Source organism: Streptomyces sp. Xyl84, from assembly GCF_059731885.1.
Window position 1 is genome coordinate 6502595 of sequence record NZ_AP029182.1, and the last position, 18432, is coordinate 6521026.

Annotated in this window: 14 protein-coding genes and 3 pseudogenes; 10 read left to right on the top strand and 7 right to left on the bottom strand. The window is 73.9% G+C overall.

The window, feature by feature from the left end; genetic code table 11:
• Positions 1-67: 67 nt before the first annotated feature.
• Positions 68-1610, top strand: a pseudogene (locus AC6I72_RS28315) (beta-galactosidase); the annotation flags it as partial.
• Between the two features lie 17 nt (positions 1611-1627).
• Here the strand turns inward: AC6I72_RS28315 and AC6I72_RS28320 are convergent.
• Positions 1628-2631: pseudogene (locus AC6I72_RS28320) on the bottom strand (IS5 family transposase).
• A gap of 73 nt (positions 2632-2704) precedes the next feature.
• Here AC6I72_RS28320 and AC6I72_RS28325 point away from each other — a divergent pair.
• The 6 genes and pseudogenes from AC6I72_RS28325 to AC6I72_RS28350 all read left to right on the top strand — a co-directional run.
• Positions 2705-3193, top strand: a pseudogene (locus AC6I72_RS28325) (beta-galactosidase trimerization domain-containing protein); the annotation flags it as partial.
• Between the two features lie 456 nt (positions 3194-3649).
• Positions 3650-4852 carry an IS110 family RNA-guided transposase gene (locus AC6I72_RS28330; protein WP_498003966.1) on the top strand — a complete coding sequence of 401 codons (1203 nt, stop codon included), beginning with the start codon at positions 3650-3652 and terminating at the stop codon, positions 4850-4852.
• A 148-nt stretch (positions 4853-5000) separates the two neighbouring features.
• Entirely contained in the window at positions 5001-5300 is a 300-nt protein-coding gene (locus tag AC6I72_RS28335; RefSeq protein WP_498003967.1) for an ArsR family transcriptional regulator, read from the top strand.
• 125 nt (positions 5301-5425) lie between these two features.
• Positions 5426-6262, top strand: coding sequence for an undecaprenyl-diphosphate phosphatase (locus tag AC6I72_RS28340; RefSeq protein WP_498003968.1), 837 nt, complete (start codon positions 5426-5428; stop codon positions 6260-6262).
• A 193-nt stretch (positions 6263-6455) separates the two neighbouring features.
• Complete coding sequence (locus AC6I72_RS28345; RefSeq protein WP_498003969.1) at positions 6456-7175, top strand: FadR/GntR family transcriptional regulator; 720 nt, start codon at positions 6456-6458, stop codon at positions 7173-7175.
• 47 nt (positions 7176-7222) lie between these two features.
• Complete coding sequence (locus AC6I72_RS28350; RefSeq protein ID WP_498003970.1) at positions 7223-8275, top strand: asparaginase; 1053 nt, start codon at positions 7223-7225, stop codon at positions 8273-8275.
• A 334-nt stretch (positions 8276-8609) separates the two neighbouring features.
• Here AC6I72_RS28350 and AC6I72_RS28355 read toward each other — a convergent pair whose 3' ends face one another.
• Together AC6I72_RS28355 and rho are read right to left on the bottom strand one after the other, a co-directional pair.
• On the bottom strand, positions 8610-9791 hold the full coding sequence (locus AC6I72_RS28355) for a D-alanyl-D-alanine carboxypeptidase family protein (RefSeq protein WP_498003971.1): 1182 nt from the start codon (positions 9789-9791) through the stop codon (positions 8610-8612).
• Between the two features lie 297 nt (positions 9792-10088).
• Positions 10089-11252: a transcription termination factor Rho gene (rho, locus tag AC6I72_RS28360; RefSeq protein WP_498003972.1), complete on the bottom strand. Its 1164-nt coding sequence runs from the start codon at positions 11250-11252 to the stop codon at positions 10089-10091.
• Between the two features lie 380 nt (positions 11253-11632).
• Here rho and AC6I72_RS28365 point away from each other — a divergent pair, with 380 nt between their 5' ends.
• Entirely contained in the window at positions 11633-12652 is a 1020-nt protein-coding gene (locus tag AC6I72_RS28365) for a class I SAM-dependent methyltransferase (protein ID WP_498003973.1), read from the top strand.
• A gap of 24 nt (positions 12653-12676) precedes the next feature.
• Here AC6I72_RS28365 and AC6I72_RS28370 read toward each other — a convergent pair whose 3' ends face one another.
• From AC6I72_RS28370 to AC6I72_RS28385, 4 genes are all read right to left on the bottom strand, one after another.
• Positions 12677-13432 carry a GntR family transcriptional regulator gene (locus tag AC6I72_RS28370; RefSeq protein ID WP_498003974.1) on the bottom strand — a complete coding sequence of 252 codons (756 nt, stop codon included), beginning with the start codon at positions 13430-13432 and terminating at the stop codon, positions 12677-12679.
• Between the two features lie 218 nt (positions 13433-13650).
• Positions 13651-14619 (bottom strand): acetylxylan esterase, encoded by a 969-nt coding sequence (locus AC6I72_RS28375; protein ID WP_498003975.1) that lies wholly within the window; start codon positions 14617-14619, stop codon positions 13651-13653.
• A gap of 304 nt (positions 14620-14923) precedes the next feature.
• A complete protein-coding gene (locus AC6I72_RS28380; RefSeq protein ID WP_498004840.1) occupies positions 14924-15694 on the bottom strand; it encodes a ferredoxin reductase in 771 nt (256 codons plus the stop codon).
• Positions 15695-15761: 67 nt separating this feature from the next.
• On the bottom strand, positions 15762-16367 hold the full coding sequence (locus tag AC6I72_RS28385) for a sulfite oxidase-like oxidoreductase (RefSeq protein ID WP_498003976.1): 606 nt from the start codon (positions 16365-16367) through the stop codon (positions 15762-15764).
• A gap of 374 nt (positions 16368-16741) precedes the next feature.
• On the opposite strand from AC6I72_RS28385, the gene AC6I72_RS28390 reads away from it, so the two are divergent.
• Together AC6I72_RS28390 and AC6I72_RS28395 are read left to right on the top strand one after the other, a co-directional pair.
• The gene (locus AC6I72_RS28390) at positions 16742-17668 is read left to right on the top strand and encodes an NADP-dependent oxidoreductase (protein ID WP_498003977.1); all 927 of its coding nucleotides are present in this window, start codon (positions 16742-16744) and stop codon (positions 17666-17668) included.
• Positions 17665-18420 (top strand): GNAT family N-acetyltransferase, encoded by a 756-nt coding sequence (locus AC6I72_RS28395; RefSeq protein WP_498003978.1) that lies wholly within the window; start codon positions 17665-17667, stop codon positions 18418-18420. Before AC6I72_RS28390 ends, AC6I72_RS28395 begins: the two co-directional genes overlap by 4 nt.
• Positions 18421-18432 lie beyond the last annotated feature (12 nt).

Below are 18432 nucleotides of genomic sequence, written 5' to 3' on the forward strand. Positions count from 1 at the left end.
GTTGGGATCTCACCACTGAATCTGTGTGTGTACGTTCTCAGACGATCGAACTCAACGGGAGAGATCCATGCCGGACACCACCCCCCCGGGGCCTCACCGGGCTCGCCTTCGGCGGGGACTACAACCCGGAGCAGTGGCCGGAAGAGGTCTGGCATGAGGACGTCCGGCTGATGCGGGAGGCCGGCGTCACCATGGTCAGCGTCGGGATCTTCTCCTGGGCCCTGCTGGAACCCGCCCCGGGGGAGTACGACTTCGGCTGGCTCGACCGGGTCCTCGACCTGCTGCACTCCCACGGCATCCGCGTCGACCTGGGCACCCCCACCGTCGCCCCGCCCGCCTGGTTCTACCGCGCCCACCCCGAGGCGCTGCCGGTCACCGCCGACGGCACCCGCCACGAGTTCGGCTCCCGCGGCGCGATCTGCCACAGCAACCCCGACTACCGGGCCGCCGCCGCGAGCATCACCACCCGGCTCGCCGAGCGCTACGGCAGCCACCCCGCCCTCGCGCTCTGGCACGTCCACAACGAGTACGGCGTGCCCGTCTCCGCCTGCTACTGCGACTCCTGCGCCGCCCACTTCCGCCGCTGGCTGGCGGCCACGTACCGGACGGCCGACGCGGTCAACGAGGCCTGGGGCACCGCCTTCTGGGGCCAGCGCTACGCCGGCCTCGACGAGATCAACCCGCCCCGCACCACCCCCACGGCCGGCAACCCGGCCCAGGCCCTGGACTACCGTCGCTTCGCCGACGCCACCATGCGCGAGAACTTCACGGCGGAACGGGACATCCTGCACCGCCTCTCACCGGGCGTCCCCGTCACCACCAACTTCATGACCGCCCTGAGCCAGTGCGACTCCGTCGACTACTGGGCCTGGGGCCGCGAGGTCGACCTGGTCAGCAACGACCACTACCTGATCACCGACGGCCGCCGCACCCACGTCAACCTCGCCATGGCCGCCGACCTCACCCGCTCCGTGGCCGGCGGCGCGCCCTGGCTGCTGCTGGAACACTCCACCTCGGGCGTCAACTGGCAGCCCCGCAACCCCGCCAAGGCACCCGGCCAGATGGCCCGCAACTCCCTCGCCCACGTCGCCCGCGGCTCCGAGGGCGCCATGTTCTTCCAGTGGCGGCAGTCGCGGCGCGGCGCCGAGAAGTTCCACTCGGCGATGCTGCCGCACGGGGGCACCGGCACCCGCGTGTGGCGCGAGGTCGTCGAACTGGGCGCGTCCGTCGACGCGTTGGGCACCGTCCGCGGCACGCGCACCGAGGCCGACGTGGCGGTGCTCTGGGACTGGCAATCGTGGTGGGCGCAGAATTTGCAGTGGCGGCCCAGCGAGGACCACGACCCGCGCGAGCGCGCCGACGCCTTCTACGAGGCGCTCTACGACCGTCACCTGACCGTCGACTTCGCCCACCCGGAAGCCGACCTGTCGGGCTACCCGCTGGTCGTCGTGCCCGCCCTGTACCTGATGACGCAGGCGGCCGGGAAGAACCTCACCGCGTACGTCGAGCAGGGCGGCACCCTCGTCGTGTCGTACTTCTCCGGCATCGTCGACGAGCACGACGCCGTCCACGAGGGCGCCTACCCGGGCCCGCTGCGGGACGTGCTAGGGAGCGTATTCGGTTGTGATCAAGGGGCTGCTCGTGTGAGGTCCTTGATCCAGATCACGGAGGCCCGGAGGTGGAGTCCGGCGAGGTAGCTCGCCGGGGTCTTGTCGTAGCGGGTGGCGATGCCTCGCCATGCTTTCATCCTGTTGATCGCCCGCTCGACGGTGTTCCGTTCCTTGTAGAGCCCGGTGTCGTGACTGACGGGCCTACCGCCTCCACTGCCCTTCTTCTTCCGGTTGGCGGCCTGGTCCTTCTTTTCCGGGATGACTGCCTTGATACGGCGTTTGCGCAGGTAGGCGCGGTTGCCGCGAGACGAGTAAGCCTTGTCTCCGGCGACTGCGTCCGGCCGGGTGCGGGGGCGGCCGACGGGCCCGCGCACCCGCACCTTCTTCAGGACGGGGATGAACTGTGGGCTGTCGGCTGCCTGGCCCGCGGTCAGGATGAACGCCAGCGGGCGGCACTTGCGGTCGGCGGCGAGGTGGACCTTGCTGGTCTGTCCGCCCCTGGAGCGTCCGAGGAGGGCGGCCTTCAGCCGGAGTCTGTGCCGACGCCGGACGCGTCGTCGTTCTTCCCGCGCGGGACCGCTTTCGGTCTCCTGCCCTGTTTGTTCTTCGAGGCCGCCCCCTTTGACCTGGCCTTCTCCTCCTCGGCGGCGGCTTTCTCCAGGGCAGTGACAACGTCCTCACCGAGGTGCATCCCGGCCGCGTCGTGGTGGGCACGGGTGGTGGTGGAGTCGATGCTGACCAAGGACAGGTCCACCTCACCGCGCTTCGCGGCTTCCGCGATCAGGCCCTCCAGCAGCGCCTCGAAGACCCCGGCGTCACGCCACTGCCGGAAGCGGTTGTGGACGGTCGACCATGCACCGAATTCTGTCGGCATCTCCCGCCACTGGCCGCCCGTCTTGAACCGCCAGATCACGCCCTCGAACTGCTGCCGCAGCCGCTCGGGGTACGGGCCGTACTCGCCAATCGGCAGGTACGGCTCGATGAACTCCCACTCCGGGTCAGTCAGTTGCACTCGTGTCACGTACGACGGTCTACCGGACCAGACCATGCCACGAAGGCACATCCCGCAGATTGATCACGACTCGATACGTGCCCTAGGCCTGACCGTCGAGGAGTTCTCCCCGCTGCAGGCGGGCGAGCGGGTGCGGCTGACCGGACCGGAAGGACCCGGGCCGGGCGGCGACGTGTGGACGGAGTTCGTGGTGCCGCGCGGCGCCGAGACCGTATGGACGTACGCCGACGGGCTCACCGCGGGACACCCGGCCGTGACCCGCCACCGGCGGGGCGAGGGCACCGCCTGGTACGTCTCCACCCGCCTCGGCGCGGACGGTCTGGACACGGTGCTCGGCCGGGCCGCCGAGGACGCGGGCATCGCGCCGCGCACCGGACTGCCCCGCGATGTCGAAGTGGTGCGCCGCAGCGGTGCGTCGGGCACCCATCTGTTCGCCGTCAACCACACCGGCTCCGACGTGAAGGTGCCGCTGGAGGCACCCGGCACCGAGCTGCTGACCGGGGAAGCCGTCGCGGGCCGGCTCGCGGTGCCCGCGGGCGCCGTGCGGGTGGTGCGCCTCGACCGCGCCTGAACCGCCGCCGGGCCGTGTCCGGGGGGCGGGCCACACCCGGGGGACGGCCGTGCACGGGGGCGGGACGGTGCACGGGAGGCGGGACCGTGCACGGGGGGATCGTGCACGGGGCGCCGACCGGTACTCGGAGGGTGCCGGGCCGCACCGTTGTGCGCGGGGGTGCGCTCTCGCGCCTGCTCCCGCGCGTACGCCCCCCCGTTATGTTTTCCGCGGTCCTGCAAGAGGGCCGCTGGCCTCCGGACTCGGCATGGCTGTTCCCCCCTGTCGAACTGATGACCTGGGGGGTGGTGCCACCGGGCCCGAGAGGCGCCGTTGGAGACGCTGATGAGAGGTCCGACTACCGCCCGGCCTGGTGCAACGCCCGGCCGCTTGCGGGTGGCAGGTCTGCATAACGTGGATGCGCGCACGACGCCAACGCCCCGGCCAGCACGCACGACATCCGTTCGGGAGGACGGCTTGTACGACAGCGACGAGATAGGCGTCTTCCTTGGCCTGGACGTCGGCAAGACGAACCATCACGGGCACGGGCTCACCCCGGCCGGCAAGAAGGTCTTCGACAAGCAGCTACCCAACACCGAACCCAAACTGCGGGAGGTCTTCACCAAGCTGAAGACCAAGTTCGGCACCGTGCTGGTCATCGTGGACCAGCCCGCCTCCATCGGAGCCCTCCCGCTCACGGTCGCCCGGGACACGGGTTGCCAGGTCGCCTACCTGCCCGGACTGGCCATGCGACGGATCGCCGACCTGTATCCGGGCGAGGCGAAGACCGACGCCCGCGACGCCGCCGTGATCGCCGACGCCGCACGGACGATGCCGCACACCCTGCGCTCGCTGGAACTGACCGACGAGATCACCGCCGAACTGACCGTGCTGGTCGGCTTCGATCAGGACCTGGCGGCCGAGGCCACCCGAACCAGCAACCGGATCCGCGGCCTGCTCACCCAGTTCCACCCCAGCCTGGAGCGCGTCCTGGGCCCCCGGCTCGACCACCAGGCCGTCACCTGGCTGCTGGAACGCTACGGATCCCCCGCCTCCCTGCGAAAGGCCGGACGCCGCAAACTCGTCGAGGTCATACGGCCCAAGGCCCCGCGCATGGCCGCCCGGCTGATCGACGACGTCTTCGACGCCCTCGACGAACAGACCGTCGTCGTTCCCGGCACCGGCACCCTCGACATCGTCATCCCGTCGCTGGCCCGCTCTCTCGGCGCCGTCCACGAACAGCGACGGGCACTCGAAGCCCAGATCGAGGCCCTGCTGGAGGATCACCCTCTTTCCAAGGTCCTGACGTCGCTGCCCGGCGTCGGCGTCAGGACCGCCGCCACACTGCTGGTCACCGTCGGCGACGGCACCAGCTTCCCCACCGCCGCCCACCTGGCCTCTTACGCCGGCCTCGCCCCCACGACCAAGTCCTCCGGGACCTCGATCCACGGCGAACACGCACCCCGCGGCGGCAACCGGCAACTCAAGCGGGCGATGTTCCTGTCCGCGTTCGCAGCCCTGCACGATCCCGCCTCCCGCACCTACTACGACAAATGCCGGGCCAGAGGAAAGACCCACACCCAGGCACTGCTCCGTCTGGCCCGACAACGGATCAACGTGCTGTTCGCGATGCTCCGCGACGGCACCTTCTACGAACCCAGAACCCCACGCCTCGCTTGACGAACGACATAGAGGCACCCCCCCGCGCCGGCCTCCGCCGCCCGGTACCGGCCAACGGTCGTCGAGTCCCGGTCACCACGGGTCGCTCCGCTGCGCGGCGGGAAACGTCAGGACGGGACGGGTGAGCGGCCCACGACAGGAGGCGGAGATGCTGCGTACTCCCGCCGGCCGGACACGTCTGGCCATCCTGGAGTGGCTCAAGGACCCGGTCCCGCCCCCGGGGCGGCGCGCGCCCCGCGTCCTGGCCGCCGGCCGCGCGGCGCACGGCAGGACCGCACGGTCCGTCGCCGCGGGCCTCGGCATCTCCCGCCGGGTCACCGAGAACCACCTCGCCCTCCTCGCCGGCCTCGGCCTGGTGCGCGCCCGGCGCGTCGGCCGCCGTACCTACTACCGGCGTGACGAGGACCGCATCGCGCAGGTGACCCGGATGTTCGAGAACGGCTGGTGACGGGGGGCGAGTTCAGACGGACAGGGGGTGGACGTCACCGGGACTTCATCTTGGCGCAGTAAGTGTGTCTGCGACGCCAGAGCGTCTACAACACTGTCGACCAAACATCCCCAGAACTGGATCCCATGAGCGCCATCTCCGTCGGTCAGGCCGTCGTCCTCGGAGTCGTCGAGGGGGTGACCGAGTTCCTCCCCGTGTCCTCCACCGGCCACCTCAAGATCGCCGAGGGGCTCATGGACATCCCGGTCGACGACAGCTCCGTCGTCGGGTTCTCCGCCGTCATCCAGGTCGGCGCCATCGCCGCCGTGCTCGTGTACTTCTTCAAGGACATCGTGCGGATCGTCTCCGCCTGGTTCCGCGGCCTGACCGACCGCGAGCAGCGCCACCACCACGACTACAAGTTCGCCTGGTGGGTGATCTACGCGACCATACCGATCGTCGTCGTGGGGCTGGCCGCCAAGCCGCTGATCGACGGGCCGCTCGGCTCGCTCTGGGTGGTCGCGGGATCGCTGATCGCCGGCAGCGGCGTGATGTGGTGCGCCGACCAGATGGGGCGGCACAAGCGCGGCGAGGACGACACCTCCTTCAAGGACGCCATGCTGGTCGGCACCTCGCAGATCCTCGCCCTGCTCTTCCCCGGCTTCTCCCGCTCCGGCGCCACCATGTCCACCGCGCTGATCCTGGACCTGGACCGCGTCGCCGCCACCCGCCTCTCCTTCTTCCTCGGCATCCCGGCACTCACCGGCGCCGGCCTGTACGAACTCAAGGACGCCCTGGGCGCCGGCGTGGGCGCCGCGCCGCTGGCCGTCGGCACGGTCGTGTCGTTCGCCGTCGCCTACGCCTCCATCGCCTGGCTGCTGAAGTTCGTCGCCAGGCACTCCTTCAACGCCTTCGTCCTCTACCGGATCGCCGTCGGCGTGCTGCTCTTCGGGCTGCTGGGGACGGGCGTCCTGGACGCATAGCCCCGGTCCGGGACCCATGGCGGCGATCCAAGAGGGTGCGGGCCCGGTCCGGGACGCACCGGCCCCGGCCGGGAGGGCGCAGCCAGGTCCGGCGCGGTCCGCCGAAGCCGGAGAGCGCCCGTGACGGCCGGGGCCGGGGCGACCGCCGGGGCGGGACTTGACACTCCCGCCCCGCAGGCCGGACCATCGCTCCGTGAACCTGTCAGACAGCCAGACAGGTGGGCAGGCACCCCGGCGGGTCAGCGCCATGGAAGCGGTCCTCACCCACCTGCGCGGCGCCATCGAGCGCGGCGCCTACGCGATCGGCGACAAACTGCCGTCCGAGGCGGAGCTGTGCCGCACGCTCGGCGTCTCCCGTCCGGTGCTGCGCGAGGCCCTGCGGGCCCTGCAGACCATGGGCCTGACCGTCTCGAAGACCGGCAAGGGCACCTTCGTCGTCGCCCTCTCGGTGGAGGACCCCACCTTCGGCGACTACACCGCCGGCCACCTCATGGAGGTGCGCCGGCACATCGAGATCCCCGTTGCGGGCTACGCCGCCACCCGGCGCACGCCGGAGGACCTCGACCGTCTCACCCACCTGCTGGAGCGCATGGAACAGGAGACCGACACGACCTCCTGGGTCGCGCTGGACACCCTGTTCCACCTGTCCGTCGCCCAGGCGGCCCAGAACCCCGTCTTCCGCCGCGTCATCGAGGAGATCCGGGACGCCCTGGCCCGCCAGTCCGCGTTCCTCAACGAGCTGGGCGGCCGGCGCGAACAGTCCGACCGCGAGCACCGGGCGCTCCTCGACGCACTGGTCGCCGGCAGCGAGCAGGACGCGGTGCGGGCCATGTCCCACCACCTCGACCGCGTCGAGACGACCCTCACCGACATCGTGCGCTCCCCACACACCCCCACCACGGCCCACGCGTGAACCCCGCGCGGGGCCGAGCCACCCACCCACCAGTGATCCAGGCAGTGATGTACAGCAGCTTTCCCGCCGAGGCACCCCTCGTCCGCGAACCCCGCCACGTCCCCGTCGCCCACCTCGTCCGCGGCGGGGTGATCGAGGGCGTCCACCACGGCTCCGCCGTCGTCCTCGGCGCCGACGGCCGGGTCTCCTTCGGCCTCGGCGACCCCGAGGCGGCCTTCTACCCGCGCTCCGCGCTCAAACCCGTCCAGGCCGTCGCCATGGTGCGCGCCGGGCTCCCGCTGGAGGGCGAGCTGCTCTCGCTGGCCGCCGCCAGCCACTCGGGCGAGGAACGTCACCTCGCCGGCACCCGGCGGATCCTGGAGCTGGCCGGACTGACCGAGGACGACCTGCGCAACGTCCCCGACCTGCCCTTCGACCCGGTCGTCCGGGACGCCTGGGTGCGCGAGGGCCGGCTGCCCTCCCGGCTCGCCCAGAACTGCTCCGGCAAGCACGCGGCCATGCTCTACACCTGCCGGCTCAACGGCTGGTCCCTCCACGACTACCTCGACCCGGCCCACCCGCTCCAGCAGGCCGTCGCCGAGATCGTCGAGGACCTGACCGGGCAGCGCGTCGCGCAGGTCACCGTCGACGGCTGCGGCGCGCCGCTGTTCGCGGTCTCCCTGCACGGCCTGGCCCGGGCCGCCGCCCGGATCACCACCGCCGTCTCCGGCACCCCCGAGGCCCGCGTGGCCGACGCGATGCGCGAGCACGCCGAGATGGCGTCCGGCTCCGGCCGGGACGTGGCGGCGCTGATGCGGGCCGTGCCCGGACTGCTGGCCAAGGACGGCTTCGAAGGGGTCCAGGTCGCCGCGCTGCCGGACGGCCGGGCCGTCGCCGTGAAGATCTCCGACGGGGCGAACCGGGCCCGGATACCGGTCGCGGCGGCCGCCCTCGTCCGGGCGGGCGTCGAAGCCTCCCTGCTCACCGAGTTCGCGGGCGAGACACTGCTCGGCGGCGGCCGTCCGGTCGGCAGCGTCCGCCCCGTCCGCGCGCTGGACCCGGAGGCGGACCCGCGCCCGGACTCGGACCCGGAGCGCTCCGCGGCCCCCGCCGGCGTCTGACATCCGGGCCCGTCCCGCGTCCGCGAGCCGTGCCACGCGGCCCGCGGAGACGGGCAGGGGCCCGCGGGGGCGGCGGTGCGGCCCGTGGCCCGCGGCCTGTGCAGGAGGGCCTAGCTAGGGGATTCGGGCGTGCGGAGCCGTGAGGACGCCGGGGGAGCCCGGCCCGGCTCGCGTCGCGCCCGGGCGGTAGGCGTCGGGCGGCCGGTGCGGGGGCGCCCAGGGCAGTACGTGCCGATCCCGGCGCGGTGCGCGTGAGCCCTGGGCAGTACGGGTGACCTGTCAGTGAGCCCGAGTTCCCGGGGCCGGGCGGGGCCGGGCGTCGCCGGTTCGGGGGTCAGCCGCGTGCGAGGCGCCTGGACCGGCGCCGCAGGCCCATCAGTACCGCTCCCGCGCCCAGCCCGGCCGCGCCGGCGATCGCGCCCGTCTGCGGCCAGTCGTCGGAGGGCGGTGCGGGCGGCGGTGCGGGCGCCGCCCTGGGGACGACGACCTGGGCGCTGTGCGCCACCGGGCGCAGTCCGTCGAGCGACCCGACCGGGTCGACGTGGCCGGCGGCGTCGAACCCCCAGTCGAGCAGGGCGCGGGCCTCCTCGTACACCTCGAAGCCCTCACCCTCCTGGGGGTTCATCACGGTCACGATGAGGGTGCGCTCACCCCGGTGGGCGGCGGCGACCAGGGTGTTGCCGGCGTTGGTGGTGTATCCGTTCTTGATGCCGACCAGCCCGGGGTAGGGCGTCACACCGTCGGCGCCGGTCAGCAGCCGGTTGGTGTTCGCGATCTCGAAGGTGCTGCCGTCGTTGCCGGGGAAGGAGGTCTCGACCGTCGAGCAGTAGCGGGCGAAGTCCGGGTTGCGCAGTCCCGCTCGCCCGAACACGGCCAGGTCGTAGGCGGAGGACACCTGTCCGTCGGCGTCGTAACCGTCGGGCGAGACCACATAGGTGTCCATGGCGCCCAGGGCGCGGGCCTTGGCCTGCATCTGACGGGCGGTCCGGTTCCAGCCGCCGTTGAGCGCGGCGAGCACGTGCACGGCGTCGTTGCCCGAGTTGAGGAACACCCCGTGCCAGAGGTCGGAGACCCGGTAGGTGTGCCCCTCGACGACCCCGACCAGGCTGCTGCCCTCGCCGATCCCGGCCAGTTCCTTCGCGCTGACGGTGTGCTGGACACCGCCGGGGACGGCGGGCAGCACGGTCAGCGCGAACAGGGTCTTCAGGGTGCTCGCGGGCGGCAGTTTCTCGTGCGCGTTGTGGGCGGCGAGCACCTCGCCGGTGCCCGCGTCGGCCACCACCCACGACAGGGCGGAGACGTCAGGTGTCTCGGGTGCGCCGGCGCGTGGGCGCACCTGGGTGCCCTCGTGCTGGAGGAGGGCCGGCTGCGGCACCGCGGCGTTCGGCCGGCCCCGCGCCCCGGGGTCCGTGCCGGTCCGGTTCGCCGCCGCCACCGGCGAGGTCACTATGAGCACGCCGGCCGTGCACAGGGCGCAGGCCGACACGGCAGTACGGAGCGAGAATCCGATCGTCATATCGCAAACGTAGGGACGTGTCGGGGCAGGCGTGACCTTGCCGGGGGCCGAACGGGGACGACGAACACCCGGATGTCCCAGCCCGCGCGGCCGTTCGGGTCGCGGCCCGCGTCGTAGGGGACTTCTCCGGCTTCCCCGCAGTCGGTGAACGGGCCGGCCGAGCGGTGGGCCGGCCGAGCGGGCGGTCGGCTGTGTGGTGGGCCGGCCGAGCGCTGCGGTCGGCCGAGCGGGCGGCCGGCCGAGCTGCCGAGCGGTCGGTGGGTCCGTCGCCCGTGGTCCCGTCGGCCTGTCGACCGGTCAGTCGCTCGTCGCTCGGCCGGTCGGCAGGGTCGGCTGGATCCGGCGCAGGAACGTGGCGTTGTCCGGCGTGCCGCGCAGCCGCTCCAGGAGGGTTTCGAGACCGCTGTGGCCGTCGCGGTGCTGCAGGACCCGGCGCAGACCGCGGGACGCCGCCAACTCGGCCGGCGACAGCAGGAGTTCCTCACGGCGGGTGCCGGAGGCGGCGAGGTCGACGGCCGGATGGACGCGGCGGGAGGCGAGTTCGCGGTTCAGCCGCAGCTCCATGTTGCCGGTGCTCTTCAACTCCTCGAAGAAGAAGTCGTCGGCACGCGAACCCGTCTCCACGAGCGCGGTGGCCAGGATGGTGAGCGAGCCGCCCTCCTCCGCCAGGCGGGCCGCCCCGAAGAGCCGTTTGGGCGCGTGCAGCGCTGCCGCGTCGACGCCGCCGCTGAGGGTGCGGCCACCCGCGGCCGCGGCGTTGTTGTGGGCCCGGCACAGGCGGGTCAGGGAGTCGAGGAGGATCACGACGTCCTCACCCGCCTCCACCAGCCGCTCGGCCCGCTCCACGACGAGTTCGGCGAGCGCGATGTGCTGCCTGGGCGTCCGGTCGAACGTGGAGGCGTAGACCTCGCCGCGCACCGAGCGCCGCATGTCGGTGACTTCCTCGGGACGTTCGTCCAGCAGCAGCACCATCAGCCGGCATTCGGGATGGTTCCCGGTGACGGCGGCGGCGATCTGCTGGAGCAGGACGGTCTTGCCCGTCCTCGGCGGTGCCACGATGAGCCCGCGCTGGCCCTTGCCGACGGGGGCGACCAGGTCCGTCACCCGCCCGGCGAGACCGGCTGCCGGGTGTTCGAGACGGAGCCGTTCGCGCGGGTGCAGGGGCGTCAGGTCGTGGAAGCGGCGCCGGCCGCCGAGTCCGTCCGGGGTGCGGCCGTCGACGCGGGCGACAGCGGTGACGGTGTGCCCCTCCCCCTGCACGGCTTCGACGAGGTCGCCCTTGCGCAGCCCAAGGCGGCGGACGAGGGCGGCGGGGACCTGCGGGTCGGTGGGGGAGGGAAGGAGGCCGGGACCGCGCAGATGGCCCTTCGAGCCGGTGTCGAGGTCCAGGACACCGGTGACGAGCCGGGGGGCCGGGGACGACTGGGCGTCCGTCGGGAGACGGTCGAGTGCGACGGTCATGGGTGGGGGTCCTTTCACGGACAAAGGCGCACGGCAGGGAAGAGGTGCGGGAGAGAGAGGAGAGCCACGCGGCGTGCGCCGGGCGCGGCCCGGACCGGGTACGGACCGGGCGCCGCGGGCGGAACCGCCACGGCGGTGCGGCGGCCCGGCGGCGCACGGTGTGCGGTCGGGACCCGCGAGGTGGCGGTGGGAAGCTGCTGTGCCGGACGCGGAGCGGCCGGATCGGCGGTCGCGTCGGCGGATCAGCTCGGAAGAGGAGAATCACATCGCACCGGCGCCCCCAGGAAGAGGGCGTGACACAAGTGCTCCAGGCAACGTAACACGTTCACGCCCGCCTGGCCACCCCGCAGCTCCGGTGACTGGCGGCTAAGCTGACGCGGATGTTCAGCCCGGAAGGACCCACGGTCCGCGAACTCGCCGTGCAGGCGCTGTCCTCCGTCGAGCACGGCTACGACCTGCTCGCCCCCAAGTTCGACCGCACCCCCTTCCGCACCCCGGACGCGGTGCTGGACGCCGTCGGATCCGTGCTGGAGCGGACCGGCCCCTACGGCGACGGGCTCGACCTGTGCTGCGGGACGGGCGCGGGGGCCGGCGTGCTGGCACGGGTGTGCCGCTCCACGGTCACGGGCGTCGACTTCAGCGCGGGCATGCTCGCCGTCGCCCGGCACCGGCACGGCCGGGCCGGCGACGCCCGGGCGACCGACGCCCGGGTCACGGATGTCCAGGTCACCGACGCCCGGGCGACCGACGCCCGGGTCACGGATGTCCAGGTCACCGACGCCCGGGCGACCGACGCCCGGGTCACGGATGTCCAGGTCACCGACGCCCGGGTCACTGATGTCCGGGATGCGGGCGGCCGGGACCCGGACGCCCGTTTCCCGGACGCCCGGCCCATGGGCGCCCCGGGCGCCGGACCCCGGGACGACCGCGGCCCAGGCCCCCGGGTGGCGTGGGTGCGCGCCGACGCGCGTGCCCTGCCGTTCCGTGCCGCCTTCGACCTCGTCGTCAGCTTCGGGGCGCTCGGCCACTTCCTCCCGGCCGAACTGCCCGCGCTCTTCGGACAGGTGCGTGCGGTCCTGCGGCCCGGCGGCGTGTTCGCGCTGCCGGTGTTCGCACCGCCCCCGCCGCGTTCGAGGGCGTTCTGGGCGCTGCTCGGCTTCGACGCGGCGATGCGGGTGCGCAACGCCGTGTGGCGGCCGCCGTTCGTGATGTACTACCGCGCGTTCCGCTTCGGTGACGTCCTGCGGGAACTGGAGCGCGCCGGACTGCGCACGGAACTGCACGCGCTGCCCGGATTCGGCCGGCGCGCCGACGGCAGCCCGCGGGCCCGGCTGATCGTGGCGCGCCGGCCGCCCCGAGACCGCGGCCGGCCGGTCCGACCGGGCGCGGCGCGTCCTTGACGGCCGGTCCCGGGGCGCGGCGTCTCAGCCCGCCGCCGGCAGCGTGAACTCGTAGACGAGCGCGTCCTGCCGTGCGTCCACCACCAGGTCGGTGATCTCCAGGATGCGGGCGTACTGGTCGTGGACGCGCCGGGTCACGCGCACCGAGGGGCCGTCGGCGAGCCGGGTGATCGCGTCCCGGTGGTGCAGGGTCAGGCCCGCGCGGCGCATCCAGTCGTAGGCCCGGCGCAGTTGGGCGGCGCACGCCCCGTCGGCGCGCTCGCGGTAGCGGGCCAGCTCGTCCACCTCGGCGAGGGCCACCGAGGAAAACGATGTCACCGCGATGCGCAGTCCGGTGCCGTCGGCCGTCGCCGAGCGGTAGCGGTGCACCAGGGTCGGGCGTCGCGGGGCGAGGCCCAGCTCCGCCGCGTGGTGCGCCGGCGGTGCCTCCCAGGCCACCGTGGCCCGGTCGAAGGCGTCCGGGGCGGCGGAGCGGGCGCCCACGGGAAAGTCCAGGAACGTGGACGGCTCCACGGGCAGGCCGGTCAGCGTGGCGTGGGTGCCGCGCCGGTCGGTGGCGACGAGTCCGTCCCGGCGCAGCACCTCCAGGGCCTGCCGTACGGTCTCCCGGCTGACCCGGAAGTGCGCGGCCAGGTGCCGCTCGCTCGGCAGGCGTTCACCGGGCGGGATGGTGCCGGCGCGCAGCTCGCCGAGCAGTTGGGTGGCGATTCTCCAGTACAGCGGCCGTCCCTCGGTCGCTCCTTCGGTCGTCGGGCGGGGGTGGGGGGTGGTGCGGGCCATGCCGCGCCTCCTGTTGGTGACGTACGGTAGCCATGCGGGCTCGGTGCGCCACCACATCTACCATTGGTCTAAACCAGTCGGAAGATGGTCCGCGCACTTCGACCGAAATCCGTCCATGCCCCACCCCTCGCCGCGTCGCCGGACCGCCTCGGGACCGCTTCCGCCCCGGCTGTCTCCCGCCTCCGGTCCGGCGCGGCTGCCGCCGCCCGGGAGGTGCGTCAGGCGCGCGAGCGCAGCCAGCGGATCTGGGCCGCCTCCTGGTAGGGGCCTCCTCCTTCGTGGTCGTTGAAGTCGTACACCTCGATCGTCTTGTCCTCGTGCGCCCACGCGTTGAACGCGGCGAACACCGTGGACGGCGGGCACGTCTGGTCCTCCAGGGCCGCCGAGAAGAGGGCCGGCGACCGGCCGCGGGCCGCGAAGTGGACCCCGTCGAAGTACGACAGCGTCCGCAGCACGTCCTCGGTGCGGCCGCGGTGCGTCTTGAGGTAGAGGCCGATCTCCCGGTAGGGGTGGCGGTCCGTCAGGGTCGCGGCGCGCGGATAGTCGCACAGGAACGGCACGTCGGGCGCGACGGCGACGAGGTCGGGCACCAGGCCGCCCACCGCGATCGTGATGCCGCCGCCCTGGCTCCCGCCGAGCGCGACGGTCCGGGCGGAGTCGGTCAGCGGGTGCGAGCGGGCCGCCTCGACCGCGCGGACCGCGTCCGTGAACACCCGGCGGTAGTAGTGGTTCTCGGGCGCGTCGATGCCCCGGGTCAGGAAGCCGGGGTACGCCGGAGCGCTGCCCACCGGGTCGGCGGTGCCGCCACCGCCGCCCCAGGCGCTGCCCTGCCCGCGGGTGTCCATCACGAAGTGCGCACGGCCCGTGGACGCCCACAGCAGGTGTTCGTGCGCCAGCCCCCGCCCGCCGCCGTAGCCGACGAACTCCACGACCAGCGGCAGCGGCGCGTCCACCCGGGTGGGCAGGGTCAGCCAGCCCTTGACCGGGTGGCCGCCGAAGCCGGCGAAGGTGACGTCGTACACCTTGACCGTGCTCAGCCCGGTGTCGACGAGGTCGAAGCGCGCGCCGAGATCGTGCTCGCGCGCCTCCTGGAGGGTCTTGGACCAGAAGGCGTCGAAGTCCTCGGGCTCCGTGGAGGCGCTGCGGTACTCGCGGAGTTCGTCGAGGGGAAGGTCGAACAGTGGCATCGGCGGCCGCCTTGGGGAGAGACGTACTGAGGATGATCACACCGTACGGCCGTGGTCGGATCACTCGCCAGACCCGGTCCGTGGGCCGGACGGCCGGGCGGCGCACCGTGGTTCGGGTGATCCGCAGGTCAGGGCGGCTGCGCGGGAAGAGGTGTGCGGCGGGCCGGACGAGCGAGGGCGGCCGGGCGGGGGCGCGGGTGATCGGGCCGGTGGGGACGGCCGTGCGGGGGCCCGGGGGAGGGGAGCGCTCTCAGGGAGCGCGCCCGGCCGCGCGGGCCGCATGCCCGCGCCCGGGCGGACGCCGTCAGCCGAAGCGCTCCACGCGGACGCGGTCGACGGGCAGGCCCGCCGCGACGAGCAGCCGGCAGGCGTGCTCCGCGAAGGAGTTGGACCCGCACACGTACGCCTCCCAGCCGCCCTCGGGCGGATCGGCGACGAGCGGCGCCAGATGCGCTGCCGACAGCCGTCCCGCCGGCACGCCGGCCGGGGCCCGGCGGGTGAAGACGGCCGTGGTCTCCGCGCCGAACTCCCCGGCGTAGATGAGCTGTTCGGGGCTGCGGGCGGACACCAGCAGGCGCAGCGGCACGCTCAGGCGCCGTGCGCGGTGGTGGCGCACCATCGACATCAGCGGGACGACCCCGCTGCCCGCGCCCAGCAGCAGCGCCGGACGGTCGCCGGGCCAGGCGAAGAAGCCGCTCAGCGGGCCGCGCACCTCCACCTGGTCGCCCGGCCGGGCCACCGTGTGGAACCAGCCGGAGACCTCGCCGCCCTCGACGTGGTCCAGGGTCAGCTCGATGTGCCCGGAGTCGTCGGGGGCGGAGGCCAGCGAGTAGTGGCGCTGGGCCACGTAGCCGTCGGGCGCGGTCAGCCGCAGCATCAGGTGCTGCCCGGGCAGGTGCCCGGCCCAGCCCGGCACGGCGAGGCGGAAGGTGGCGGCGCGCGGGGTCTCCCGGCGGATCTCGGTCAGGGTCGCCGTCCGCCAGGTCGCGGCGACCTGCTCGCCGACCGCGATACGCCCCGGAACGGCGAACCGGGTCGGCGGCGTGAACACCCCGCCGGCCGGCGTCTCGCCCACGGGCGTCTCGTTCACCAGGGCCCCGCTCGCCGTCGTCTCGTTCACCGGCGTCCGGGCCGGCAGTGTCTCAGTCACCGGAGTACCGCTGCTCCTCCCAGGGGTTGCCCCGGGCGTGGTAGCCGTTCTGCTCCCAGAAGCCAGGCTCGTCGTGGTCGAGGATCTGCAGACCGGCGATCCACTTGGTGCTCTTCCAGAAGTACAGGTGCGGCACCAGCAGCCGGGCCGGACCGCCGTGCTCGGCGGTCAGCGGCTCGCCGTCGTGGGTGAACGCGATCCAGGCGCGCCCGCCGCGCAGGTCCGCCAGCGGCAGGTTGCTGGTGTACCCGGTGTGGGAGTAGGCCACCGCGTGCGTGGCGGCGGCGTGCGGCCGCACGGCGTCCAGGAACACGTCCAGCGACACCCCGTCGAAGCGCACCCCGAACCGCGACCAGCCCGTCACACAGTGGATGTCGCCCTCGTAGGCGGACTGCGGGAGCCGCCGCACCTGCTCCAGGTCCCAGGTGCGGTCCTCGGCGACCAGGCCGTCGACGCGGAAGGTCCAGTCGGCGGGCGCGAGGTCGGGCGTGACCTCCGCGGACAGGACGGGCCAGTCGTCGCCCGCGTCGTACTGCCCGGGCGGCAGGCCGGGGTTGTGGACGCGGGGGCGTCCGGTGAAGCCTCGGGTGACGTGCATGCGGGTGGTGCCTCCAGGCCGCCGTGCGCGCGGCGGCCCGCCGGTCGGACGGGACGGACCTCCCGCCGGCCGGGCGGGACGGTTGCTTACGCATTCAACCGTACGTGCTCGCCGGACCTGCTTCCCACCCGGGCGCGGCCGGCCGGTGTGACGGCTGGATGAACTCTCCGGCGCGCACCCCGGTCACCGGGAATAGCCGCCGGACGATCTCTCTTGCAGGTGGCGTGCCGGCCGAGGCCGCCCCGCGGCGCCGAGGTGACGGCGCGGACGTCACCGGACGTGTGGTGCGGACGGCGGCGGACGTGCGGCGCCGGCGGCGGCCTGCGCGGCAGCACGGGCCACAGCGAACGCGACAGCGAAGGAGAGTGGAAGCGATGCCGAAGGCGTACGTCTTCACCCGGTACGGCGGTCCGGAGACCGAGGCGCTCGTGGACGTCGACCGGCCCCGGCCGGGTCCCGGGCAGATCCTGATCGCGGTGCGCGCGGCGGGGGTGAACCCGGTCGACTGGAAGCTGCGCACGGGATTCCGGCGGCCGGGCGAGAGCGGTGAGCCGGCCTTCCCGGTCGTCTTCGGCAGCGAGGCGTCCGGCGTCGTGGAGGAGGCCGGCGAAGGCGTCACCGGCTTCGCCCCCGGGGACGAGGTCTTCGGGAACGTGGTGGCGGGCGGCTACGCGCAGTACGCACTGCTCCCGGCGGCGGTGGCCGCGCACAAGCCCGCCGCGGTCCCGTTCACCGACGCGGCCACGCTGCCCGTCGCCGCGGCCACCGCCTACGACGGCCTGCGCCAGCTCGGCCTGCCGGCCGGGGCCACCGTGCTCGTCACCGGCGCGGGCGGCGGGGTCGGCGCGGCGGTCCTGCAGATCGCCCGCGCCTTCGGGCTGCGGGCCGTGGGCGTGGCGAGCGAGGGCAAGAAGGACTTCGTGGAGGGGCTCGGCGCGGTGCACGTGCCCTCCGGGCCCGGGTGGGCCGAACGCGCGCGGGCCGCCGCGGCGGGCGGCGCCGACGGCGTCTACGACCTCGTCGGCGGTGAGGTCCTGAAGGAGGCGGCGGACCTGGTCGCCGACCGCACGAAGCTGATCACCGCCGGCGCGCCGGAGTCCGACGTCGAGGCGCTGGGCGGCGCGCGGGTGCGGCGCGCCCGGACCGCCGCCGTCCTGGACGCGCTGGCTGACCTGGTCGTGCGCGGCGCCCTGGACCCGCACGTCACCGCGACCTTCCCGCTGGAACGGGCCGCCGAGGCGCTGCGCACCGTGGAGGAAGGGCACGCCCGCGGCAAGGTCGTGATCGAGGTCGCCGCGTGAGCGTGCCGACGGGCCGCACCGCCTGCGGGCCGGTGCGCGGGCACGTCCTCGACCACCCGGCCCTGGCCTCCCTGACCGGCCCGCACGCCCGCTTCGCCGAGCGGCGCGGACGGGTGCTGCGCTACCCGGTGGACGTGTCGCCGTGGTCGGCGCTGCCCGAGGAGCCCGACGCCCGCGACTGGGCGGACCTCGCCGCCCTCGCCGGGCCCGGCGCCGAGGTCCCCCTGCCGGGGTTCGTGGGCCGGGTGCCCGCGGACTGGGAGATCACCTTCCGGGTCGAGGGCGTGCAGCTCGTCGACGACGGCCTGGCCGCGGCCCCCGACCCGGAGGCGGTCCGCCTCGGCCCCGCCGACGTGCCGGAGATGCTCGGCCTGATCGCCCGCACCGAGCCCGGCCCGTTCCTGCCGCGCACGATCGAGCTCGGCACCTATCTCGGCATACGGCGGCAGGGAGCGCTCGTCGCGATGGCGGGGGAGCGGCTGCACCCGCCCGGGTACACCGAGATCAGCGCGGTCTGCACGGACCCCGCCTTCCGCGGCCGGGGCCTGGCGAGCCGGCTCGTCCTGGCCGTGGCCCACGGCATCCGGGCCCGCGGCGAGACGCCCTTCCTGCACACGGGGGCACGGAACACGAACGCCGTACGGCTGTACGAGTCCCTGGGCTTCCGTCTGCGGCGCCGTACCGCCTTTCTCGCGGCCCGCGCCCCCGAGACGGCGGACGGCGGTGCGGTGGCCGCGGCGCCGGCGGCGTAGCGGCCCACCGCC